Origin of the sequence: Hydrotalea sp. AMD (genome assembly GCF_004100315.1) — a bacterium.
Lineage (GTDB): Bacteria > Bacteroidota > Bacteroidia > Chitinophagales > Chitinophagaceae > Hydrotalea > Hydrotalea flava.
This window is the reverse complement of the sequence record NZ_SCKY01000012.1, coordinates 77,609-101,768: the sequence shown is the minus strand read 5'-3', so window position 1 is coordinate 101,768 and position 24,160 is coordinate 77,609. Positions and strand designations below refer to the sequence as shown.

Genomic DNA, 24,160 nt, shown 5'->3' with positions numbered 1-24,160 from the left:
ATGAAAAAATTAATATTTTATAGCGTCCTATCGGTATTTGCGTTGGCATCCTGTCAAAAAAACATGATCAATCTGAATATCGATACCAAGAATCCCTCTTCTGCTCCTTCTTATGCGTTGTTTACCAACGGACAGAAAAATTTGGTGGATTACATTACTACACCTAATGTAAACTCGAATATTTTTCAATTGGTAGCTCAATACTGGACAGAAGCTACTTATACCGATGAGAGTAACTACAATTTGGGAAACAGAAATATTCCACAAAACTTTTGGAATAACCTGTATGTAGGTGCATTGAATAATTTTCAACAAGCCAAACTGTTAATTCCTACTGATGTTACTGATCCGGCTGTTGTTAAAAACGAGCTGGAAATTACCGACATTATGGAAGTGTATACGTATTATTATTTGGTAAATACATTTGGTAATATACCTTACACACAGGCCAATAATATCAACAAATATCCTTTCCCGGCTTATGATGATGCTAAAACCGTTTATTACGATTTATTAAAAAGGTTGGATACCTGTATTAATGGATTAAATACCAGTGCACCTAGTTTTGGTACTGCCGATTTAATATATGGTGGCAATGTGGCTAAATGGAAAACCTTTGCCAACTCTCTAAAATTAAAAATGGCGATGCTGATTGCAGATTCTGACCCTGCAACGGCTAAAACCAAAGTAAATGAAGCCATTGCCGGCGGTGTATTCCAATCTAATGCCGATAATGCAGTATTTGTATATACTGGTATTACACCCAATGCGAATCCGGTTTGGGTAAACCTGATACAAAGCAACAGAAAGGATTATGTGATTACCAAAACGTTACTGAGCCCAATGGTGGCATTAAATGACCCTCGCCGTTCTGCCTATTATACCAACCAGTATAGTGGTAGTGATGTAGGCGGTACCGTTGGTGTAACCAATACATGGAACAACTTTTCCAATCCCTATTTCAGCCCTTTAACCGGCACAATTGTAGATCCTGCTGCTCCCTCTGTATTATTAGATTATGCAGAAATTTCTTTCCTGCATGCAGAGGCTGTTGAAAGAAATTTTATTGCAGGCAGTGCTGCAACTTTTTATAACAATGGTGTTACCGCTTCTATTGAAGCATGGGGTGGTTCTGCAGCCGATGCTGCTACTTATTTGGCACAGCCTTCCGTTGCTTATGCTACAGCACCGGGCGGATTGGGTGCCGGCGCTATTGGTAGTACCGGAACCAATACTTCTTCTGTTCATTGGAAACAAGCCATTGGATTACAGCAATACATTGCTTATTATATGAGAGGTTTTGATGCCTGGACATCCATCCGCAGATTGTATTACCCTGCAATGGCAGTTCCGGGTAATCCGCAGTCTGCATTTCCATGGCGTTATACTTATCCTGCCAATGAAGCAACAGCCAATGGCCCCAGCTATACGGCAGCTATAAGTGCAATGGGTGGCGATGATGTTACCATTAAATTATTCTGGATGCAATAAACATTTGTTTGTTGTGTATTAAATACTTCAACTAAAAGGCGGCAGAGCAATATTTCTGTCGCTTTTTTATGTTTAGGAATGAATAGCTTGCCCTATCTTCGAACAAAATTTAAATTACATGCAACAAGTGCCCAATAACCAGTTAAATATTGAAATTTCTGAAGAAGTAGCCGAAGGCGTATATGCCAACTTAGCCATCATTACCCATAGCCATGCTGAGTTTGTGGTAGATTTTGTGAATGTAATGCCGGGCACACCAAAAAGTAAAGTAAAAAGCAGAATTGTTTTAACACCCATGCATGCCAAGCGTTTCATGAAAGCATTAACCGAAAATATTCAACGTTACGAGGCTGCCAATGGCCCTATTCAGGATATGGAACAGGTTGAAATTCCACTCAACTTTGGGGGGCCTACTGCACAGGCATAAATAGGTGTTTGGAACATATAATATATAGTATATTAATATATTATGTGTTTTCATTATAATAGTCCCTCATCAGCAAAGCTGAAATAACCTTCATGGCTTACAATAATATGGTCTAATACCACCATGTCAATTAATAAAGCAGCCTGCTTTATTTTTTGGGTTAGTTCTTTGTCTGCAGGACTGGGTTTTAAATTACCACTGGGGTGGTTATGCGATAAAATCATTGAACTGGCATTACATTCTAAGGCCTTTCTTAAAATAATTCTCGGATCGGCTATTGTACCCGTAATGCCTCCGGTGCTAATTACTTCATGCCGTATTATTTTGTTGGCACGGTTTAAATAAATAGCCACAAACATTTCAATTGGTTTGTGTTGCAATTGTGCCCTTAAATAATCGGCGGCATCTTTACTGGTAATAACACATGCTTTCTTTTGTTGAAAAGTATGGGTTCTAATTCCTAACTCTAATGCGGCAACAATGGTTACTGCTTTTGCAGGCCCTATTCCTTTAATTTTTAATTGGAGTATTTCAGGTACACTCATCCCCGCTAATCGGGTTAAATTATTGTTTACTGCATGCAACAAAGTTTTGGCTAATTCCAATGCAGATGTATTGGCAGTTCCATTATTCATTAAAATAGCCAGTAGCTCTGCATTACTTAATGCACCGCATCCTTTCAATAACATTTTTTCTCTGGGGCGGTCATCTACAGCCCATTGTTTAATACTGGTTTGTGCCATAAGCAGTTGATATGAATGAAGATGATTTTTTATGTATTATAAAAATAAACTTTGTTCACAAAATGCGGAAATCCTGTTTTCTCATTTCCTCGTTGAATGGTTATCTTCGCAACTCATTCCAGTTATTATGAATCCTTCAGTTAAAGTTTTTGCCGGTGCCGGTTCGCAAAAATTAGCAGAAAAAATTGCACAACGATTTGGCGCTCCGCTTGGGAAAGTAAATATTCAAAAATTCAGCGATGGCGAAATGCAGCCGGTTTTTTTAGAAAGTATTCGTGGTGATTATGTTTTTTTAGTACAAAGCACTTTTGCCCCGGCTGATAATTTAATGGAATTGTTATTGATGATTGATGCGGCCAAAAGAGCCAGCGCCTATAAAATTATTGCCGTTATTCCCTATTATGGTTATGCCCGCCAGGATCGAAAAGACCGCCCAAGGGTGGCCATTGGCAGCAAATTAGTAGCCAGTTTGTTAGAAGCAGCCGGTGCCAACCGTATTATTACCATGGATTTACATGCACCGCAAATTCAGGCTTTCTTTGAAATACCGGTAGATCATTTAGACAGTTCCGCTATTTTTATTCCATACATAGAACAATTGAAATTAGACAACCTCACCTTCGCATCGCCCGATGTGGGCAGTAGTAACCGCGTTCGCGAAATTGCCAGTTATTTTAATGCAGAAATGGTTATTTGCGATAAACACCGAAAACGTGCCAACGAAATTGCCAGCATGGTAGTAATTGGCGATGTTACCGGAAAAGATATTATTTTAATTGATGATATTTGCGATACAGGCAGTACATTAGCAAAAGCCGCTGCCCTGCTTAAAGAAAAAGGCGCTACCAGTGTGCGTGCCTTATGTACCCATCCGGTTTTAAGTGGTAATGCCTACCAAAATATTGAAAACAGTGAACTGGAAGAATTGGTGGTTTGCGATACCATTCCTTTAGCTAATCCCAATACCAAAAAAATAAAAGTACTTTCTGTAGCCGATTTATTTGCCATTGCTATTAGAAATGCTTACGAAAACAAAAGCATTACCAGCCTGTTCATTCATTCGCAACTAAGAAATACCAGAGTTTAAAGACTATTTAAGTGCCAGAAAAATATAGAAAGCACCGGTAAACGATAAATTTTATTGGCTGGTGCTTTTTTTAGGTGCATTCCCTTACCTTTGCCATCCAAAAAATTATCTCACAATAACTACAATACCCAATAAAAAAAAGTAAGTAGTTATTAAAACAAAAACAACAATGAAAACGATTACAATCGATGGACAACTGAGGACCGAAACCGGGAAAAAAGCCACCCGACAAATTCGCTCTCAGGAAATGGTGCCAGGTGTAATTTACGGTGGCGAAAAAGAAATTAATTTTGCTGCGCCTGTAAAGGCCTTTAAAGATCTGGTGTACACAGCAGAATTTCAGATTGCTGAAGTTAAAGTTGACGGTAAAACCTACCGTTGTATTTTAAAAGATTTGCAGTTTGACAGGGTGAATGATTCATTGGATCATATTGATTTATTAGAACTGCAGGATAACAAAAAAGTAATTGCAACCTTACCCCTTCATTTTACCGGTACTTCTATCGGTGTAAAAGGTGGAGGGAAATTAGTGATTAAAATGAAGGCTTTGAAAGTAAAAACTTTACCTAAATACCTGCGTGAATTTATTGAAGTAGATATTACCAATCTGGAACTAAACGGTAATATCCGCGTTGAAGATGTAAAGGCGGAGCACATGGAAATTTTAAACTCTCCACGTATTCCAATCGCCTCTGTAGTAATGACACGTCAGTTAAAGCAGGAAGAAGCTGCAGCACCTGCCAAAAAATAAGTTTCAGGATCAACCTAAATATATCCTCCGGTGTTTGCCGGGGGATTTTTTTTGAGTTTAATTTGCCTCTGCTATTAATATATTTACAGTCATAAATGTTTACCTAATTGGATTGGTTCACTAGCTTGCAGCATAGAATATTAGAATAGCTGAAGCCAGGACTAAATAAAAACATACATGAAAAATTTTTTAATTATAGGTTTAGGTAATATTGGCCCCGAATACATGCATACCCGCCACAATATAGGCTTTGATGTGGCTGATGCTTTTGTACTAAAACATGGAGGCTTTTTTATGCCCGACCGGCTTGCTTTTAAGGCCGAAGTAAAATGGAAAGGGCATCAGTTTATTTGTATTAAACCCACCACGTTTATGAATTTAAGTGGAAAAGCCTTTAAATACTGGCTCGATAAAACAGCCATACCCTTAGAACAAACCTTAACCATTGTAGATGATCTGGCTTTGCCCATAGAAGTACTCCGTTTACGTGCTTCCGGTAGCCCGGCCGGCCATAACGGGTTAAAAGATATTCAATTAACAATTGGTACCGACCAATACCCCAAATTACGCTTTGGTATTGGCAATAACTATCCCAAAGGCATGCAGGCCGAATTTGTTTTAAGCAAATGGCTCCCCAATGAACAACCCATCGTTCGGCAAAAAATTGAAAAATGTGTAGATATCATTGAACAATTCGCTGCTGTGGGTATAGAAAAAACAATGAATATGGCTAACAGCTATAAGTTTATCCCCTAATCTTATCATTTTTGAGCCAATATGAAAAACTTTACTTCGATTTAAGTAAATTCGCGATATTGATTAGATAAGTGGCAAAGGGTATATTACGTAGTAACCCTAAATTAACAGGAGTATGAAAATTTTTTGTGTTGGAAGAAATTATGCAGAACACGCAAAAGAATTGGGAAATGCCATTCCGGAAGAGCCGGTTATTTTCATGAAGCCTAAATCGGCTTTACAAAAAACCAATGTTCCTTTTTATTATCCTGAATTTACCAACGAATTACATTACGAAGCCGAATTAGTTTTCCAAATCTGTAAAAACGGTAAATATGTTAAACAAAAAGATGCACAGCATTTTTACAATAAAATAACTGTTGGTATTGATTTTACAGCCCGTGATATTCAAAATGAATTAAAGAAAAAAGGTCTGCCCTGGGAGAAGGCTAAGGCTTGGGATCAATCGGCCGTAGTGGGCAAATGGATGCCTGTTGAAAAAGATATGATGAAGAAACCGATTGAATTTTCGCTCTTCAAAAACAATGAACAGGTTCAATTGGGCAATACTTCACAAATGATTTATTCGGTAGATTATCTAATTGCACATATTTCCAATTATTTTTCACTCAATATTGGCGATTTAATTTTTACCGGTACCCCCGCCGGTGTGGGTGAATGTGTGGTGGGCGATGAATTAACCGGATTCCTGGGTAAAGAAAAAATGTTTGAATTAACCATTAAATAATTACCGCTACTGCAGGTAACGGTAGGGAAAATATGCTAACGACTGATTTGCTTTTGCGTGCTTATCGCATCATGTTTACTGCCCGCTCTATGGCAGCCGTTTACGAAGAAAACCGAACCATTACCATATATGTACATTCTACCTCAGCAGGCCATGAAGCCATTCAGATAGCCGCCGGATTACAATTATTACATACCGATTGGCTCAGTCCCTATTATAGAGACGATAGTTTAATGATGGCAGCAGGGTTTGAACCTGAACAATTGATGTTACAATTATTGGCCAAAGCCACCGACCCATTTTCGGGTGGGCGTTCTTATTACTGCCATCCCAACAGCCGCGATGCCGATAAACCTAAAATAATGCACCAAAGCAGTGCTACAGGTATGCAGGTAGTACCCGCTACCGGTATTGCACAAGCTATTCAATACCAACTGCAACAGGGTTTATTGCCCAACAACGTCAATCCATTGCCCGTAGTGTTGTGTTCATTGGGCGATGGCAGCGTAACCGAAGGTGAAGTGAGCGAAGCCTGGCAATTTGCCGTTTTAAAACAATTACCCATTATTTATTTGGTGCAGGATAACGGCTGGAGCATTAGTGCTGCCACTCCTGAAGTACGTACCATGAATGCTTTTGAGTATGCCGATGGATTTAAAGGATTGCATAAACTGCAATGTAACGGAGCCCAATTTGTGCAAAGTTATCAAACCATGCAACAGGCATTTGCTTATGCCCGTACTGAACGTAAGCCTGTGTTGGTACATGCTACCGTTCCATTATTAGGGCACCACACCAGCGGGGTGCGGCGTGAATTTTATCGTAGTAAAGAAAATCTGCAACAGCATAGTGAAAATGATCCCATTCCGCATCTTCGGCAAACATTATTAGAAGCACGTGTTACTGAAGCAGCTTTGCTGGAAGTAGAAGGGGCTGCCCGGCAAATAGCGCAAACCGCATTTAAAAAAGCAGTGGCTGCTCCTGAACCCAATCCTGCAACTGTAACCGACCATATATTTGCGCCAGCTACCATAACCGAAGAAAAAGGGGAAAGAAGCCCCAAAACGGCTGAAAAAGTGTTAATGGTAGATGCGGCCTTACATGCCATTGAAGAAATTTTAGCTGCCCACCCTGAGGCCTTATTGTACGGGCAGGATGTAGGCAGGCGTTTGGGAGGTGTGTTTAGAGAAGCCGCTACTTTAGCCGAAAAATTTGGCGATAATCGGGTATTTAATACGGCCATTCAGGAGGCTTATATTGTGGGTTCTACAGCGGGCATGTCGGCTGCCGGTTTAAAGCCCATAGTAGAGGTACAATTTGCCGATTATATTTATCCGGGCTTTAATCAGTTGGTTACTGAAATTGCCAAATCATGCTACCTCAGTAATGGCAAATTCCCGGTACAAATGGTGTTGCGCATACCCACTGGTGCTTATGGGGGTGGTGGCCCCTACCACAGCGGCAGTATTGAAAGTACACTATTGTCTATCAAGGGAATAAAAGTAGTATATCCCTCTAATGCAGCAGACATGAAGGGATTAATGAAAGCTGCTTTTTACGACCCCAATCCGGTGGTTATATTAGAACATAAAGGTTTGTATTGGGGTAAACTGCCCGGTACAGAAGGGGCCAAAATGCCCGAACCGGCGGCCGACTATGTGCTGCCATTAGGCAAAGCAGCAAGTGTATTGGAAGCAGCACCACAGCATATTAAGCAGGGTACCTCTATTTGTGTCATTACTTACGGCATGGGCATCTATTGGGCTAAACAGGCTGCCCAGGCTTTTCCGGGGCAGGTAGAAATAATTGACTTACGTACCCTTTTTCCTTTAGATGAGAGATTATTAATAGAAACCGTAACCCGCCATGGTAAAGTATTGGTGCTTACGGAAGAACAGCAAAATAATTCTTGTGCTGAAGCTTTGGCCTACAGAATTACCCATAGCTGTTATCAGTTTTTAGATGCCCCGGTTGAGGTAATTGGTGCATTAAACACACCTGCAGTACCCATTCATTTGGCATTAGAAGCTGCTATGCTACCCTCTGTTACCGAAATTGAAAAACGAATAGCGAAACTTTTAGCCTACTAAACTTTGCCAAACCATTCTATATACTATATTTGCAGCCCGAAATGGCGAGGTAGCTCAGTTGGTTAGAGCGCAGGATTCATAACCCTGAGGTGATGGGTTCAATTCCCATCCTCGCTACATAAAAAAAGCGGCCACTTGCCAATGCAGTGGCCGCCTTGCTTTTTCAGGATAGTTGTAGGGTATTGATTACGGGCATAAGTATTTAATTATATTTAATAATTTGTTGTACAGCAATTTTTTTAGTACCCTCATAAATGGTAACAAGGTACATACCTGCCGCCCAATGTGTAGTGGAAATAAGCGGGCTAAGGCTATTGGGATGCAGGGTAATTATCCGCCTGCCATCTAAATTGGTAATGGTAATAAAGGTGTTCGATAAGTGAATACTATCGGGCAGTTGAATAGTGAGTGAAGCCCTAACGGGATTAGGAAACACTCGCACATTGTTGTTGGTGGAAGCCTTGCTTTCTGCAAGAGGTTGACCAATAACCGGGCCTGTACTTAAATATCCTTTGCCACCCCCACTGCCGCAGTTAGCAGCAATAGGCCCAATGGTGAAGGAAGTAGTAGCACTGGCTGCCGATACGCCACAATTATTGGTGGCCTGTACACTTAAATAATCATAATAGGTATTACCCGGCGTGCTTTGGTTAGGTATGGGTTGTATTTTAAAATAATTACCATAATAACCGGGATTGTTTTGAACAATCTGTCCAAAATTAAAACTCCAGATAAATCCGGTAGAGTTAGGTGGGTTATTACAATAAGCTTCTACAAAAGAGCCGCACCTGTTATCATAATTTAAATTGGTTATAGTAGGTAGTGTTCCTGTACCAATGGGTAATGGTAGCCATAACCGGATAAGTAAAAGTGCATTGTTGAACGGTAGCAGTTAAAACCACATCTCCATTAAAGCCATTGCTATTGGCGGTAACATTAATGGTGTTGGTATTATTAGGGCCATTAATTTGTGCAAGGGTAGTATTATCTATTTGCCAAAGTACGGTGGCACCGGGCGGTATTCCATTAATAGTATATGCACCACTGGTAGCATTACATAAGTTAAATGAATTACCTGTTATGCTTAAAGTAGGAGCAGGGCGGGAAACCCTTATTAAACCTATATCGGAATTATGCCCTTTGATCAGATTAGCACCACAGGGATTTACTGCTCTTATTTGGATATAAGTATTATCTCCATTCGACAAATCACTGGTAACAGATACATTATTTTTACCGGGTAACCAGTTTGTACCCGTAGCAGTTTGTCCATTCAGCATCCATCCCTTTGGTAAAAGATATTCATAATCGGTAATGGTTCCATAGGCAATAGGAGTAGATAAGGCAGAATTGGAAAATTGTACATTATTAAAATAAATATTAAAATTCTGGCTCTGGCAACGTGGTGCAGTTATACTAGCAGGATTTGGCTTAACCTGAGAATACAGAGGGGAAGGAATATTGAGTGACTTAATTTTAGTAAATGTGAAATCATGTGATTTTCCAGTTCCTAAAGTAAGATCATCATAATACAAAGTAAAAGTTTGTTGCTCATTATAATCTTGAAAACTACCTGTAAAAGTATAAACTGAAGGATTTGATTGATCTTGTGCAAGTGGGGTTACAATTGTGGGTGGAATAATATTAGCTGTAGAGGAAAGTTTAACATTCGTTGCTCCTGTAATTGTAATAGTGAAATTAATATTTTGATTTGGGCAATATTCCTGATTAATATCTGGCATAATTGAGTATGTTGCCTGTGCTTTTATCACTGTTGCTGTAAGTATTAAACTGCAAAACAGAAAAATTATTTTTTTCATATAAATATTTTTATTTTGTTAAATGAATTTGTAAACCAATATTTAATTGTACACCTCTGAATTCGGAAAATTGTTTCCCCATACCATAGGTTAAATAATAGTAGCCCATTAAAAATTCTACGCCTACTGATGAATTTAAATAAACAACTGGCCCTGCATTAAAAGAATAATTATTCGAACCTACTTTATCTGGTTTATGTACAGTAAGTTCATACTGATAGTTTGCTTCGGTTAAAAAGTTCCATTGTTTCTCTGGATTAAGCAAATAATAACGTATAAAAGGGCCTACCCAATAGCGTATATAGTTTGCATTGCCCACAGCATTTGAAATTGGAGTGCTTTTGTACCAGGTAAATTGAGGTTTAATGCCGACAGATAATTTATCAAAAAGAAAAAAGCCAATACTTGGATTTATTTTAAAATTTGTATTTCGATAAACACTAATAATTGTAGAATTTGGATAGGGCGTACTACTTTCATCAGTACTAAAGCTAAATGCACCCCCCACCAGCCAGGTGCCTTGTTCTAATTGGGCATGTGCGGTTAGGGTGCAACAGAGTAGTAATAAAAAGCTGAAAAAAAGTTTCATAAAAAGTAATGATTTTGGTGAAAAAATGAATAGTGATTCGTTGTTATTTATACAAAAGGGGGTGCAGCACCGGCGGGCTGCGTGGTATGGCAGGTATATTGGTAAACAGGGTAAGCATAACAGCAAAAATGTTATGCCATAAAAATATACGGAAATTTTCATTTAAAATAACGTATTTCTACGTAGTGAAATCACCTAATATTAAAATAGTTTTTCATCACTTTTGTTACCATTGGGCTTTTAAATGCCCCCTTTGGGTACCTATTTGATAGCCTCTGATAACGCTTTCATGGAAAATAATTAGCTGTCATTTTTGCAGTTTTACACCCCGCAAACAGGGTATTTGCAGGCAAATTGGTTCGAGAATTGTTCGAGGCATGTTCGACTTAACAGCGTTGAAAACCGAACTTGCATCGAATATGCCTAAATGTCATTTGCAACGAGCAATTGGTTGATTCGTTGTAGTTTTTAAACCGGTTTTTTGCTTAGCGTAAAGGGTAGTTGAATGGCCATGCGTTTGTATGGAGATTTTGGTTGAAGTAAGTGTGTTATGTGTTTGAATGTACCTTGAAATGGCAAAAGCACTTTGCTTTGTTGTAAAATTTTTAGGTAAGCTAATACCTGCAGGGTGGCATCGGGATAAATCGCGGTAATTATAATCTGAAACTTACTTTATTGCTATTAATATACATAAAATTAATTTATATTTTAAACTCATTCTGTTATAATTTATTACCTTCCAACCAAACGATGGCGATATGGAAAAATTTATTCTGGCTTTTGATGCAGGTACTACCAGCAGCAGAGCCATTATTTTCAATAAAAAAGGCAATATAGTTTCTCTTGCTCAGAAAGAGTTTACCCAGCATTTCCCCCAACCCGGTTGGGTAGAACATGATGCCAATGAAATTTGGAGTACACAAATGAGTGTAGCTGCTGAAGCAGTGATTAAAGCAAAAATTACCATGCAACAAATTGCTGCTATTGGCATTACCAACCAGCGTGAAACTACCGTAGTATGGGATAAACGTACCGGCGAACCCATCTGCCACGCCATTGTGTGGCAAGACCGGCGTACCGCTGCTTACTGCGACCAACTGCGAAAAGAAGGCATGGCACCAACCATTCAACAAAAAACCGGGTTGGTAATTGATGCCTATTTTTCTGCTACTAAATTAAAATGGATTTTGGATGAAGTGCCCGGCGCCAGAGCAAAAGCAGAAAAAGGCCAATTGTGTTTTGGCACTATTGATTGCTGGTTATTGTGGAAGTTAACCAACGGTAAGGTGTTTGTTACCGATGTAAGTAATGCCTCACGTACCATGTTATTCAATATACATACCCTGCAATGGGATGAAGATTTACTGCAATTAATGAACATACCCCTGCAAATTTTACCGCAGGTAAAAAGTAGCAGCGAAGTGTATGGTGTTACGCATGCTATTTTAACCAATGCAGCTTCACCGGTAGCCGGTATGGCAGGTGATCAGCAAGCGGCTTTATTCGGGCAAATGTGTACCGAGCCGGGTATGGTTAAAAACACTTATGGTACCGGTTGTTTTATGTTAATGCAAACCGGTGAAAAAATTGTACACTCACAACACAACCTGTTAACAACCATTGCTTGGCAAATTGATGATAAAACAGAATATGCTTTGGAAGGAAGCGTATTTATGGCCGGAGCTACCGTACAATGGTTGCGTGATGGGTTGGGACTGATTAGGCATGCTGCCGATATTGAAGTATTGGCTTTACATGTAAAAAACACAGAGGGGGTATATATAGTGCCTGCTTTTGCAGGACTGGGTGCACCGTATTGGAACCAGGAAGCCAAGGGTATGTTAACCGGTTTAACCAGGGGTACAACCGCAGCACACATAGCCCGTGCCGTTATTGAAAGTATTGCTTACCAAACTGTAGATGTGCTAAAAGCCATGGAGGCTGATAGTGATATTGCCATTCATGAGCTAAGGGTAGATGGCGGCGCTACTGCCAATGCTTTATTAATGCAGTTTCAAAGCAATGTATTGGGTTGTAATGTAGTGAAGCCTGCCATTACAGAAACAACTGCATTAGGAGCAGCTTATCTGGCCGGTCTTGCTGTGGGCTTTTACAGTAGTAGAGATGAAATAGCTGCCTTATGGCAAATGGAGCAAACCTTTGAACCGCAGGCAACACCCCAAGAAACCCAACAGCTTGTGGCAGGATGGCATCGTGCAGTCAATGCTGCTATTCATTGGGCTAACGATAAATAGTTTTTATTTTTTTAATATTTTAAGTGTCAGGCTATCATGAAAAGAGAAAAGATGATTCAAAATATCCGTGATACACCACATTGGGATGTTATAATTATTGGAGGCGGCGCTACCGGATTAGGTACAGCTTTGGATGCTGCCACCAGAGGTTACAGCACCTTGTTGGTTGAACAATTGGATTTTGCGAAAGGCACATCCAGTCGCTCTACCAAATTGGTACATGGCGGGGTGCGCTATCTGGCTCAAGGCAACTTAAGTTTGGTGATGCATGCCTTAAAAGAAAGAGGCCGTTTGTTGCGGAATGCACCGCATTTGGCACATGCCCAGCAATTTATTGTACCGGTATATTCATTTTGGACAAAATGGTTCTATTTTTTAGGCCTGGCGTTTTACGATTTTTTATCGATAGGATGGGGTATAGGCAGAACCCGTTTACTATCTAAAAAGAAAACCATTGCTGCATTGCCCCTTATTAAAACAGGGAATTTAAAGGGCGGTATTCAGTATACAGATGGACAATTTGATGACAGCCGTTTGTGTATTGATTTAGCAGCAACGGCACACCGCTATGGTGCCACAGTTTTAAATTATGCTGCTGCAGCTTCATTTACAAAAAACGAAGGCGGCCAATTAACAGGAGTTGTAATTCAGGATCACATCAACGGCGAAAAATATACCGTAACTGCCAATGCTATTATTAATGCCACAGGTGTATTTGCCCATTCAGTAATGGAAATGGATGACCCGGAAATGCCCGATTCCATTGCTCCTTCACAGGGTGTTCATTTGGTCATTGATATGGAAAAATTTCAGTCAACGCAGGCACTGATGGTGCCTAAAACCACCGATGGGCGGGTATTATTTGCCGTTCCCTGGCACCACAAAGTAATAGTGGGTACTACCGATACACCGGTTGAACAAATTAGTACAGAACCCAAACCATTGGAAGAAGAAATTCAGTTTATTATTGACAATTATAATATTTATGCCAGCAAGCCCATTTCAATGAGTGATGTTAAAAGCGTGTACGTTGGTTTACGGCCTTTGGTTCGGAAAAAGGGAGCAGGGAAAAATACTTCCATGATATCGAGAGATCATACCATTATGGTATCGGCTTCCGGATTAATTACCATTACAGGTGGTAAATGGACAACCTATCGCCGTATGGCCGCCGATGTAATCAACCATGCCATACAATTGGGTAAATTAACCAAAAAGCCTGCAGTAACTGCTACTTTGCCCATTGGTAAATGGGGATGGCCCATCAATTTTTCAACCCACTGGCATCTGTATGGCACCAATGCCCGCCTTATTCAGGATATTATGAAAGAAAATAAAGATTGGGCAACAACCATTCATCCCGATTATCCTTATACCAAGGCAGAGGTAATATGGTTTGTGCGTCATGAAATGGCACAAACGGTGGAAGATGTGTTGGCTCGAAGAATACGCTTGTTGTTATTAGATGCGCATGCAGCCCTGGAGGCTGCTCCAGCTGTGGCTTATTTAATGCAACAGGAGCTATCTCACAGTGAAGAGTGGAAAGCAGCACAAATATTGCATTTTTCAAATTTGGCAAAACAATATATCTTGTAATGAGTTCTTGCTTTTTTATTTTTTTGTAAACAAAACAAATTACATTCAAACAAAACAATCCGGCACATGGTCATGCATCAATTACTGGGCGAATATTTGGGTACCGTTTTATTAATTTTATTGGGCAATGGGGTAGTAGCCAATGTTCATTTAAAACATACTTATGCCCATGGTGGTGGTTGGATAGTGATTACCTTTGGTTGGGCTATGGCGGTTTTTGTAGGTGTTTTTGTGTCATCCAAAGCAAGCGGCGGACATTTAAATCCTGCTTTTACTATTGCATTAGCTGCCATTGGTAAATTTAGCTGGCGGTTGGTGCCGGGTTATATTGCTGCGCAAATTTTAGGTGCCATGACGGGTGCATTGCTGGTATGGCTTACTTTTTACAAACACTATGCTTTGCAAAATGATGCAAGTACAATTAAAGCAACTTTTTGTACCGAACCTGCCATCAGAAAATTTGGATGGAACATACTTACAGAAATGATTGGTGCTTTTGTGTTGGTGTTCAGTGTATTCAAAATGTCTTCTCCTGCACAAAGCCTTGGTACGTTAGATGCATTACCGGTGGCATTCGTAGTGCTGGCCATTGGTTTAAGTTTAGGGGGTGTTACAGGCTATGCCATCAATCCGGCCCGCGATTTAGGCCCACGTATTATACATTCGTTATTGCCAATTCCCGGAAAAGGTACTACCGACTGGCAATATAGCTGGGTGCCCATTGTTGGGCCAATTATTGGTGGATTGTTGGCTGCATTTGTTTTTCAGATGACTACTTAAAATTTACTTAAAGCGCCATATACTAAGTGGAAAATATGCTGTATTATCAAAAAATAAATATATTTTTATTACATGGATAATGTAATGGACCTGCAAAATAAAGCCGCAACCATACAATGTTGGGTAGCACAATATACCGATACACTTTTTCAGTGGGCCTGGCACAAAACCTCTGATAAAGTACTGGCCGAAGATTTGGTGCAGGATACTTTTTTATCGGCAGTAGAATCATTCCATACATTTCAGGGCAAAAGCCAACCCAAAACCTGGTTGTTTAGTATTCTTAACTTTAAAATTGCCAATCATTTCCGTAAATGTTTTAAAATGCCGGAAGTATCGTGGCAGGATGAATTGTTGCAGCATGGCGATGATTTGATTGAAAGTTTTTTTGATGAAAATGGCCATTGGCGCATGAACAAAATACCTAAAGATAATTGGCAGGATGCCGATTTGCATTTGTTAGATAATCCAGAATTTGCAACAGTGCTGAACAATTGTATGGATAAATTGCCCAAACACTGGTTTTCGGCTTTGCATTTAAAATATTTAGAGGCAAAAAGTGGAGAGGAAATTTGTCAGGAATTGCAGATTTCTACTACTAATTTTTGGCAAATAATACACAGGGCTAAATTACAGTTGCGAAAATGTTTAGATGTACATTGGTTTAAATAATCAGTACCTTCTTATAAAAAATGTAATTAATTTAATTGTTTGAATCACATGCAGTAAAAATAAATTTATGAAGCGGAAGGTAATGCGGTCATTGATGATTTCCTGTTTAAAAGCAACGGAATTGATTGAAAAAAAATCTTTGATGCCCCTGTTATGGATAGAAAAAATAAAATTAAAAGTACATTTAAGTCTTTGCGACCTCTGTGTACATTACGAACACCAAAGCAAAGTGATTGATGATTGGATGAAAACGGAGAAAACAGATATAAACATCCCTGTATCTGATACGAATACTTTGCAGCAACGTATACTAAAATCACTTCCATCTCAAGAATAACCCATTATTTTCTGTTGTAAGTTTCATTTTTTTTACCTGCATAGCGAATACGTTAGCCGTCTTACATTTTCTTTTATCCTTCTGCAGTTTTTTGCTATTGAATGCAATGGTTAAAAAAATATTTTTCTCTTTTGTCAGGATATGAATGGTTGTGCGACTATTGGGTATAATTATTCATTAAACATTTTAAAAAAGCACAAAATGGAAAACAAAAAAAGTATCCTTGCCGGTTCAATTTTAGCCGGAGCATTATTAGCAGTAGCCGGAATCAATGCCAATGCATCCAGCCTGATTCGTTACAATCATGTAACTTCTGCAGATGAAGTAATTGCCGGTCTGCACACAAAAAATGTTAGTAATAACAATTTTGAATTAAAATGTGGCGCAACAAAAAAATCAGACACCACTAAAACCAAGAAAAAAGGAAAAGATGGTAAATGTGGCGAAGGCAAATGCGGCAGTACCAAAAAATCAGGTAATTAAAATTATGTTTTACTAAAGCAGGTAACGCTATGAATAGGGTTGCCTGCTTTATTGTTTCACACCACAAATAAATGTTATGGTAGGCATAGGTTATAGAAAAGATTTTGCAGCCGATTTTGCTGAAAGCAACACCCTGCATCCTGCATTTATAGAAGTAGCACCTGAAAACTGGATGGGAGTGGGTGGCTATTGGAAAAAACAATTTCAAAAAGCATTGGAAAAATATCCTCTGTTTACGCATGGGTTGTCACTTTCTATCGGTAGCCCGGATCCATTAGATTTTGCTTTTTTAAAGCAGGTAAAACAGTTTTTGCAACAAACTAATGCTGTGCTGTATTCAGAACATCTCAGTTATGCCAAATGCGATAATGCTCATTTATACGATTTATTGCCCATACCTTTTACCGAAGCAGCAGTGCACCATGTGGCCGAAAATATTAAACAGGTACAGGATTTTCTGGAGAGAAAGATAGCCATTGAAATTGTAAGCTATTACACACCTGTTGCGCCTGAACTTACTGAAATAGATTTTATTAATGCTATTTTGGAAGAAGCGGATTGCGATTTGTTACTCGATGTGAATAATGTGTATGTCAATAGCTTTAATCATCAGTACAATGCTAAAACATTTATTGCACAATTGCCTATGCAACGGGTAAAATACATTCACATGGCGGGGCACGAAAAAGTTGCCGATGATTTAATTATCGATACGCATGGAGAAGCTATCATAGATCCTGTATATGATTTGTTTGCTTTTACCATGCAGCAATTACAACGCGATGTGCCGGTACTATTGGAACGTGATTTTAATATTCCTGAATTGCATGAACTGCAATATGAAATAAATAAACTCAATCAAATCAAACAAAAAGCCTTACAACCCGCTATGTATGCAACCTTATAATCTTACTCAAAGCTATCAAAGCCAATTAGCCGGGTATTGCAGAACGGGTAAATGGAATGATATTCCCGGCGTGTATACAAATCATGTACAACAATACAGAAGGTTGGTATATAATGTTGTAGATGATATGTTACGCAACGCCTTTCCTGTTATGAATGAACTGGTTACTAAACAAGAATGGGATGATGTAGTACAGTTTTTTTTCAGTAGCCATTCTTGTCATTCTCCCCAGGTTTGGTATATGCCCAAAGAATTTTATCAGTTTGTTTTGAATAGTCAACACGCATTGCTTCAACAATATCCCTGTCTGGCAGCGCTCATGCAATATGAGTGGATGGAGGTTGAATTGTTTATGATGGAAGACAGAAAGGTACCTCATACTACATTGGGTGATGTGGTATTTAGTAAATTAGTATTAAATCCTGAACATACTTTAATGGCATTGCACTATCCGGTACATCAAAAAAAAGCAACAGCCATAACCGAAGCCGACAAAGGCAATTATTTTATAGCCGGTTATAGAAATACCAATGGCGATGTATTATTTACCGATCTCTCGCCTGCATTGGTGCGTATGATAGAATACCTGTCAGTAACGCCTCTTTCTGTAAAGCAGTTGATAGAACAATTAGAAAGTGAATTTCAATTAATATTAACTGAAACAGATAAACAGGCCGTAATACAGTTTTTTGAAACAGCGTATATGCAGCAATTGATTATTGGATTTGCAGATAATTGATAATTGCCATTTATTTTTTACCTGTGAAAATAAAAAGTAACCCTATACCACGAAAAACCGCTTTGCAACAAAGCAAAAACTCAGTTTAAACTTTTCATTCTCATTCATCAACAACCATTTAATCAAAACAACATGAAAAATTCAATCAATACCCTGTGCACAAAATATTTGAATGGAGCCGCAAAAGCCGGTTCATTTCCCTTGCTGTTGATTCGGTTGGTGTTGGCTTATGGATTTTTTGGCCCTGCCACCATGAAGTGGAACGATATACATGCAGTAGGCGATTGGTTTGGAACTCTGGGTATTCCTGCACCGCATTTCAACGCATATTTAGCCGCTACTACCGAGAGTATTGGTGTAATTTTATTGCTGCTGGGTTTGGGTACGCGTTTTATTTCCATTCCGCTAATCATAGTAATGCTGGTGGCCATTCGCACTGCCCATTGGGGCAATGGCTTTGAAGCAGGAAATAATGGTTTTGAAATTCCATTGTATTATATCATTATGTTACTTACCTTAATTAGTTTTGGTGCGGGTAAGTTTAGTATAGATTACCTGCTTGCTAAAAAAATGGCTACTAAAAAAATGTCCATCACTTCGTGATAATTTTTTAGATAAATAGCTTGTACAATCAACAATAAATATTGTTTCTAAAATTTAAAATTGGTTTCAACAGGTTTGTTTAAGTGCATTTTAATATCTTTTTTTATGATTTTCTGAAATGTACTTATATTTATTGCTCGTTTTGCAGCACACTCATTAAAACATTCTATTTTTTTAAGATGATATGCAGCAAAATGAAAGTTAGATGAACTATGAGGATTATCGCATATAAAATGCGATGAATGCTCATGGTTTTTCTTTTTTAAATGATATTCAAAAAAGCAATGATGAAATGAACTGTAATAAATATAAACACATGAAAAAAATGATGAAAACGGTTTCGCTTTTTCTGCTGGCTACTGTATTAATGGTAGCTTGTAAACCTAAAAATGCGTATGAAAAAATTACACATAACCCTTTGTTGTACACCCAAATGCAGCATGAGTTAAATTATGTAATTATCTATGATATTTTTACTCCTCCGGTAGCCTCTCGTGTATTTGCCTACTCCAATTTGGCGGCTTATGAAGTATTGGCGAAGGAAGGAAAACATATTGAAACGCTGGAAGGAAAAATTAAAGATTTAGATAGTATTCCTGCGCCAACTGCTGAAGAAAAAACTGCTATAGATTATCCCTTTGCTGCAACCCTTGCATTTTTAAAAGTAGGGAAGGAGTTAACTTTTTCACAAGATAAAATGCAACACATTACCGATTCGTTGTTAGATGTTGTGCGCCAGTCGGGCATGCCGGATAAAATGTACACCAGCTCGGTGGCTTATGCAACAACTGTTGCCAATGCCATTATTCGTTGGAGTAAAAAAGATAATTATGCACAAACCCGTGGCGCAAGATTTACGGTTACCAATTTGGAAGGACATTGGGAACCCACCCCACCCGGCTATTTTGATGCAGTAGAACCCAAGTGGATGACTATCAGAACCCTGGTGATGGATTCAGCCGGCCAGATAAAAGCACCCGGGCCCATTCCATTCAGCAAACAACCCGGCAGCCCCTTTTACAAAATGGCACAACAAGTGCAGGAAACCGGCAATCATTTAGATACTAACCAAAAATGGATTGCCAATTTTTGGGATTGTAACAGCTTTAAATTGCATGTACAGGGTCACCTCATGTTTGCAACCAAAGCCATGACACCCTGTGGACATTGGATGGAAATTGCAGGTACCATTGCCAAAAATAAAAATGCCGATTTCTATAAAACCGTGTACACCTACACCGGTGTTTCTTTGGGTATATTCGATGCGTTTATTGCTTCCTGGTATGCAAAATATACTTACGATTTGGTAAGACCCGAAACCTTTATTAATAAGTACATTGATCCCAACTGGAAACCCTATTTACAAACCCCTCCGTTTCCTGAATATAACAGTGCGCACTCTACTATTTCCAGCGCATCTGCTGCTGTGTTAAAAACCATTTACGGCAATGAAACGCCATTCAGAGATTCCAGTGAAAGAAATTGGGGCTGGCCCGATAGAAGTTTTCCTTCATTAGATTCTGCTGCACGTGAAGTATCGATGAGTCGTTATTATGGTGGTATACACTACCTGCCTTCCGTTTGGGATGCTTATGCACAAGGCAAGGAAATTGGCTTAATGGTAATGAGTAAATTGTTAAAAAATTACAAAGAATAGTTGCTAAAAATTTCCTTACAATGGCCATTTTCTGCTTTAGTTTAGCAGAGATGGCCATTTTTATTAGTTTATATATTGGAATATTGGAGCATCTTTAAAAAGGTTGGCTGCTTTTCACGTGTTGAACGAAAGGTTTTGTTCATCCGCTGTCTTTCTTTTAAGCCAATCTATTCTGCTTTTTTATAGCAAACTCCTACCTTCGCTGCATGCAAAAAATACAGGTAACCATTACCAATTCATCGCATCATCCCTTGCCGGCTTATGCTACCGCAGGTGCATCCGGAATGGATATACGGGCATTTATACCACAACCCATAACCCTGCATCCATTGGAAAGAGTTTTGATTCCTACCGGTTTACAGATAGCCTTGCCGGAAGGGTTAGAAGCACAAATAAGGCCCAGAAGCGGCTTGGCCATTCAACAGGGTATCACCTGTTTGAATACTCCCGGCACCATTGATGCCGATTACAGAGGAGAAATAAAAGTAATTTTAATTAACTTGTCGAATCAACCGGTAACGATTCAGGATGGTGACAGAATAGCACAAATGGTAATTCAGCAGGTTGAACAAATTAACTGGTTACCGGTAGAAGTTTTATCAGAAACGGAAAGAGGTGTAGGCGGTTTTGGCCATACCGGTAAACAGTAATGTAATATGATGCAAAGAATAATTGTTTTTAACCTGCTTGCTTTAACAGTTTGGGCTTGCCATCCTGTAAAAAAAGTACAATCTATTGAAAAAGCTATCTCTAAAAAAGATACGGCACAGATAGTGATTGTTACTGAAACTCCAAAGGTTGATTCTGCTGCTATAGTGAAAGAGATAATGGAGAAAATAATGAAAAGCTCTATTAACTTCAACACCTTTAATGCTAAAATAAAGGTAGATTATGAGGGGCCTGAAGAAAGCCAGCATGTAAATGCCTACCTGAGCATGATTAAAGACAGTGTTATTTTTGTAAAAATAGCATTGCCTCCCTATGGTGTGGTAGCCAATGTATTGGTTACACCCGATAGTGTTATTCTCATAAAATTAAAAGGAGGAAAATCTATTCAATATCGGAGCATTGCCTATTTACAGGATGTAACACAAATCCCATTTGATTTTTCAACGCTGCAGGATTTAATTGTTGGAAATCCGGTTTTTTTAGATAGCAATGTGGTTTCATATAAATGGAGTAATAATCAATTACTGGTATTAATGGTTGGTAATATGTTTAAACATCTGGTAACATTAGATAACACTGATTTCAGGGTATTACACAGTAAGTTAGATGATGTTGATATTCAACGCAACCGAACCTGCGATATTACTTTTAGTAATTATCAGCCGGTCAATAATTTTTTATTTGCTACCTTTCGGCAAATCTCGGTTGCTGAAAAATCGAAGCTGGATATATTTTTAGATTTTAAAGAGTTTTCATTTAATGAGCCGTTAAAGTATACCTTTTCGGTGCCTAAAAATTATCGGGTGAAATAATATTAAGGTGGCAGGTTCGTTATTCAACCATATTCATTCTATTTTCTATTTAAAAATGAGGATTGTATAATGCGGTTATTATTGTTGTGTTTTTTTGTTTTTCCCTTCTTGCAGTTATCTGCCCAAACACAGGGTACATATCAGCCCCCTACCCGTGAAGCGTTGCAGCAGCAGCAAAAACAATTGCAGGAAGAAATTGATAATTTGAATGCCGCATTGAATTCTATTCGTAAAAACAAAAAACAATCCATCACCGAAGTAGCAATTTTACAGCGAAAATTAGCTGTTCGGGAACGGCTCATTCATAAAATTAATCAGGAAATTCAACGATTGAATGATGATATTTATGATAAACAATTAGAAATAAACCGTTTAAAGCGGCAATTGGATACACTGAAACAAAACTATGCCAAAAGCATTGTTTTTGCTTATAAGAATAGAAGCAGTTATGAATACTTAAACTTTTTGTTTTCTGCCAGAGATTTTAATGATGCGCTCAAGCGAATGGCATTTTTAAAAAGTTACCGTCAATACCGTGAAGCAGAAGCACAAACTATTTTAAAAACCAGCGAACTTCGTCAGCAGGCTATTGCCGATATGAACAATGCCAAACTGCAACAAACCAAGGTATTGGAGGAACAAAGTACGCAGTTAAAAGTATTGGAACAGGATAAAAAAGAAAAAGACCAGGTTGTAAATCAACTAAAAAATAAAGAAAAAGATTATTTGGCACAATTGCGTAAAACCGAAAGGCAACGTAAGGTATTAAACGAAGCGATTAAAGCTGCTATACGGCGTGAGATTGCTGAAGCAGAGCGGAAAGAAAGAGAGCGACTGGCAAAAGCAAAAGCAGATGCTGCAAAGAGGAGTGGTGGGGCTGTGGCCAATACCCCTTCACTAAAAAATAATACGCCTGCTAATAACAATGCGCCAAAAGCGAATGATGAGCCCATTACCGGGGTGGTATCTACCGATAGAAATGAGAACCGCACTTACAGTGTATTTGAAACTACACCGGAAGGAAGGGAAATGTCTATTAATTTCGAAAACAACAGAGGCCGTTTACCCTGGCCTGTTTCCGGGGGTGCTGTTGTTGGGCAATTTGGAACCAATATTGTGCCGGGCACCAAATTAAAAGAAACCAATGATGGAATTTTTATTTCAACGAAAATTGGTGCTCCGGTTCGTTGTGTTGCAGATGGCGAGGTAATATCGGTAATGGATTTAGGCGATTTTCAGGGCGTATTGGTACAACATGGTAAGTATTTTACGGTATACAACAAATTGTCTGATGTTAGTGTTAGCAGAGGCCAGTCAGTAAAGGCGGGTACGTTAATTGGCCATGCTGCGGCCGATTTTGATGGTGAGGGCAAAATTGAATTCAGGGTAATGAATGGCAGTAATAAATTTGTAAATCCTGAAACCTGGTTAAAATCCAGATAATTTGACTTGCATCCGCTTCTATCGGAAAATGAAATAAAGGCGCCATGGCAAAAGCAGCAAATAAAAAATTAGTAGATGTTATAGATAAAATTTTAGATGCCTGCTATCAATACAATCCGGATGCTTTATTTATTTTAAGCTTAATGCACCAGTATGAGGAAAGGGGCAGTTTAAGCAAAAAACAATTGCAGGGGCTATTGCAAAAGGCAGGTAATATACCCAATATGCCGGCTAACTGGCTGGGTACTTTAGAAGCCATTATTTTAAAAATGCCCGATCGACATAAAATTGCGAAGGAAAATACAATTGCAGTTGCCATGCAGCATATACACCCCGATGCTGTTTATTTACCTTTAATTACTGCAATACTTCAAAAATATCCGCAACATAAAGGCGCATTGTTGTTACAAACCAAGTGCAGCTTGCACCAACCCCTTACCAATGCAGAAAAGGTGCAATTAAAACAATGGGAAAAATTATTGAAATAAGAGGTGATTAGATATCAGATATTTTGATTTGCAACCTTCAATATTTTTTTTCATCTCGCCATCTTATCTTTTGTCATGCAATAAATTATTTTCAGTTTAGGTTTAATGGGTGTTATCCACTATTTCATTCAACAATAACTTCTAAATCCTTGATTTGTGTATTATTTTTTTTTAAAAAAATATAATTATCCACATTTATGTGGAAAACTATTTTTAAATTGTACGCTCTATTCATTCC

Annotated in this window: 25 protein-coding genes and 1 tRNA gene; 22 read left to right on the top strand and 4 right to left on the bottom strand. The window is 38.7% G+C overall.

From position 1 onward, the window contains the following. Entirely contained in the window at window positions 1–1,491 is a 1,491-nt protein-coding gene (locus EO766_RS10435; protein WP_074420092.1) for a SusD/RagB family nutrient-binding outer membrane lipoprotein, read from the top strand. A 118-nt stretch (window positions 1,492–1,609) separates the two neighbouring features. After that, window positions 1,610–1,918: a DUF3467 domain-containing protein gene (locus tag EO766_RS10430; RefSeq protein WP_074420093.1), complete on the top strand. Its 309-nt coding sequence runs from the start codon at window positions 1,610–1,612 to the stop codon at window positions 1,916–1,918. Between the two features lie 53 nt (window positions 1,919–1,971). Here EO766_RS10430 and radC read toward each other — a convergent pair whose 3' ends face one another. Next, a complete protein-coding gene (gene radC / locus EO766_RS10425) occupies window positions 1,972–2,661 on the bottom strand; it encodes a RadC family protein (protein WP_074420094.1) in 690 nt (229 codons plus the stop codon). Window positions 2,662–2,788: 127 nt separating this feature from the next. Between radC and EO766_RS10420 the strand changes: the two genes are divergently transcribed. The 6 genes from EO766_RS10420 (at window position 2,789) to EO766_RS10395 (ending at window position 8,189) form a co-directional block, all read left to right on the top strand. Beyond that, window positions 2,789–3,748: a ribose-phosphate pyrophosphokinase gene (locus EO766_RS10420; RefSeq protein WP_218330904.1), complete on the top strand. Its 960-nt coding sequence runs from the start codon at window positions 2,789–2,791 to the stop codon at window positions 3,746–3,748. 169 nt (window positions 3,749–3,917) lie between these two features. Next, on the top strand, window positions 3,918–4,499 hold the full coding sequence (locus EO766_RS10415; RefSeq protein WP_074421105.1) for a 50S ribosomal protein L25: 582 nt from the start codon (window positions 3,918–3,920) through the stop codon (window positions 4,497–4,499). A 177-nt stretch (window positions 4,500–4,676) separates the two neighbouring features. Next, on the top strand, window positions 4,677–5,255 hold the full coding sequence (pth, locus tag EO766_RS10410) for an aminoacyl-tRNA hydrolase (protein ID WP_074421106.1): 579 nt from the start codon (window positions 4,677–4,679) through the stop codon (window positions 5,253–5,255). Between the two features lie 115 nt (window positions 5,256–5,370). After that, the gene (locus tag EO766_RS10405; protein ID WP_074421107.1) at window positions 5,371–5,982 is read left to right on the top strand and encodes a fumarylacetoacetate hydrolase family protein; all 612 of its coding nucleotides are present in this window, start codon (window positions 5,371–5,373) and stop codon (window positions 5,980–5,982) included. A 32-nt stretch (window positions 5,983–6,014) separates the two neighbouring features. Then, window positions 6,015–8,072, top strand: coding sequence for an alpha-ketoacid dehydrogenase subunit alpha/beta (locus EO766_RS10400; RefSeq protein WP_074421108.1), 2,058 nt, complete (start codon window positions 6,015–6,017; stop codon window positions 8,070–8,072). Between the two features lie 43 nt (window positions 8,073–8,115). Beyond that, window positions 8,116–8,189, top strand: a tRNA-Met gene (locus tag EO766_RS10395). Window positions 8,190–8,274: 85 nt separating this feature from the next. Here EO766_RS10395 and EO766_RS10390 read toward each other — a convergent pair. From EO766_RS10390 to EO766_RS10380, 3 genes are all read right to left on the bottom strand, one after another. Continuing rightward, window positions 8,275–8,508: a T9SS type A sorting domain-containing protein gene (locus EO766_RS10390; protein ID WP_074421109.1), complete on the bottom strand. Its 234-nt coding sequence runs from the start codon at window positions 8,506–8,508 to the stop codon at window positions 8,275–8,277. Window positions 8,509–8,866: 358 nt separating this feature from the next. Continuing rightward, on the bottom strand, window positions 8,867–9,892 hold the full coding sequence (locus EO766_RS10385; RefSeq protein WP_074421110.1) for a hypothetical protein: 1,026 nt from the start codon (window positions 9,890–9,892) through the stop codon (window positions 8,867–8,869). A gap of 10 nt (window positions 9,893–9,902) precedes the next feature. Further along, window positions 9,903–10,481, bottom strand: a complete 579-nt coding sequence (locus EO766_RS10380) for a hypothetical protein (RefSeq protein WP_074421111.1) — start codon at window positions 10,479–10,481, stop codon at window positions 9,903–9,905. Window positions 10,482–11,239: 758 nt separating this feature from the next. Between EO766_RS10380 and glpK the strand changes: the two genes are divergently transcribed. The 14 genes from glpK to EO766_RS10310 all read left to right on the top strand — a co-directional run bounded on the left by glpK (window position 11,240) and on the right by EO766_RS10310 (window position 23,922). Continuing rightward, the gene (glpK, locus tag EO766_RS10375) at window positions 11,240–12,736 is read left to right on the top strand and encodes a glycerol kinase GlpK (RefSeq protein ID WP_074421112.1); all 1,497 of its coding nucleotides are present in this window, start codon (window positions 11,240–11,242) and stop codon (window positions 12,734–12,736) included. 36 nt (window positions 12,737–12,772) lie between these two features. Then, complete coding sequence (locus tag EO766_RS10370) at window positions 12,773–14,332, top strand: glycerol-3-phosphate dehydrogenase/oxidase (RefSeq protein ID WP_074421113.1); 1,560 nt, start codon at window positions 12,773–12,775, stop codon at window positions 14,330–14,332. A 66-nt stretch (window positions 14,333–14,398) separates the two neighbouring features. Continuing rightward, a complete protein-coding gene (locus EO766_RS10365; RefSeq protein ID WP_287100995.1) occupies window positions 14,399–15,112 on the top strand; it encodes an MIP/aquaporin family protein in 714 nt (237 codons plus the stop codon). A gap of 72 nt (window positions 15,113–15,184) precedes the next feature. Further along, window positions 15,185–15,784: a sigma-70 family RNA polymerase sigma factor gene (locus EO766_RS10360; protein ID WP_218330896.1), complete on the top strand. Its 600-nt coding sequence runs from the start codon at window positions 15,185–15,187 to the stop codon at window positions 15,782–15,784. Between the two features lie 67 nt (window positions 15,785–15,851). Continuing rightward, a complete protein-coding gene (locus tag EO766_RS10355; protein ID WP_074421115.1) occupies window positions 15,852–16,121 on the top strand; it encodes a hypothetical protein in 270 nt (89 codons plus the stop codon). A 201-nt stretch (window positions 16,122–16,322) separates the two neighbouring features. Then, the gene (locus EO766_RS10350) at window positions 16,323–16,604 is read left to right on the top strand and encodes a hypothetical protein (protein ID WP_143439274.1); all 282 of its coding nucleotides are present in this window, start codon (window positions 16,323–16,325) and stop codon (window positions 16,602–16,604) included. 76 nt (window positions 16,605–16,680) lie between these two features. Then, entirely contained in the window at window positions 16,681–17,511 is an 831-nt protein-coding gene (locus EO766_RS10345; protein WP_074421117.1) for an HvfB family MNIO-type RiPP peptide maturase, read from the top strand. Further along, window positions 17,498–18,250, top strand: coding sequence for an HvfC family RiPP maturation protein (locus EO766_RS10340; protein ID WP_074421118.1), 753 nt, complete (start codon window positions 17,498–17,500; stop codon window positions 18,248–18,250). Before EO766_RS10345 ends, EO766_RS10340 begins: the two co-directional genes overlap by 14 nt. 132 nt (window positions 18,251–18,382) lie before the next feature. Then, window positions 18,383–18,853, top strand: a complete 471-nt coding sequence (locus tag EO766_RS10335; RefSeq protein ID WP_218330895.1) for an HvfX family Cu-binding RiPP maturation protein — start codon at window positions 18,383–18,385, stop codon at window positions 18,851–18,853. 316 nt (window positions 18,854–19,169) lie between these two features. Further along, entirely contained in the window at window positions 19,170–20,510 is a 1,341-nt protein-coding gene (locus tag EO766_RS10330; protein ID WP_228733152.1) for a vanadium-dependent haloperoxidase, read from the top strand. A gap of 206 nt (window positions 20,511–20,716) precedes the next feature. After that, on the top strand, window positions 20,717–21,160 hold the full coding sequence (gene dut / locus EO766_RS10325) for a dUTP diphosphatase (RefSeq protein WP_218330894.1): 444 nt from the start codon (window positions 20,717–20,719) through the stop codon (window positions 21,158–21,160). Between the two features lie 6 nt (window positions 21,161–21,166). Then, a complete protein-coding gene (gene lolB1 / locus EO766_RS10320; protein WP_075051724.1) occupies window positions 21,167–21,991 on the top strand; it encodes a lipoprotein insertase outer membrane protein LolB1 in 825 nt (274 codons plus the stop codon). Window positions 21,992–22,060: 69 nt separating this feature from the next. Further along, on the top strand, window positions 22,061–23,434 hold the full coding sequence (locus tag EO766_RS10315; protein WP_074418042.1) for a murein hydrolase activator EnvC family protein: 1,374 nt from the start codon (window positions 22,061–22,063) through the stop codon (window positions 23,432–23,434). A 44-nt stretch (window positions 23,435–23,478) separates the two neighbouring features. Next, window positions 23,479–23,922 (top strand): hypothetical protein, encoded by a 444-nt coding sequence (locus EO766_RS10310; protein WP_074418041.1) that lies wholly within the window; start codon window positions 23,479–23,481, stop codon window positions 23,920–23,922. Window positions 23,923–24,160 lie beyond the last annotated feature (238 nt).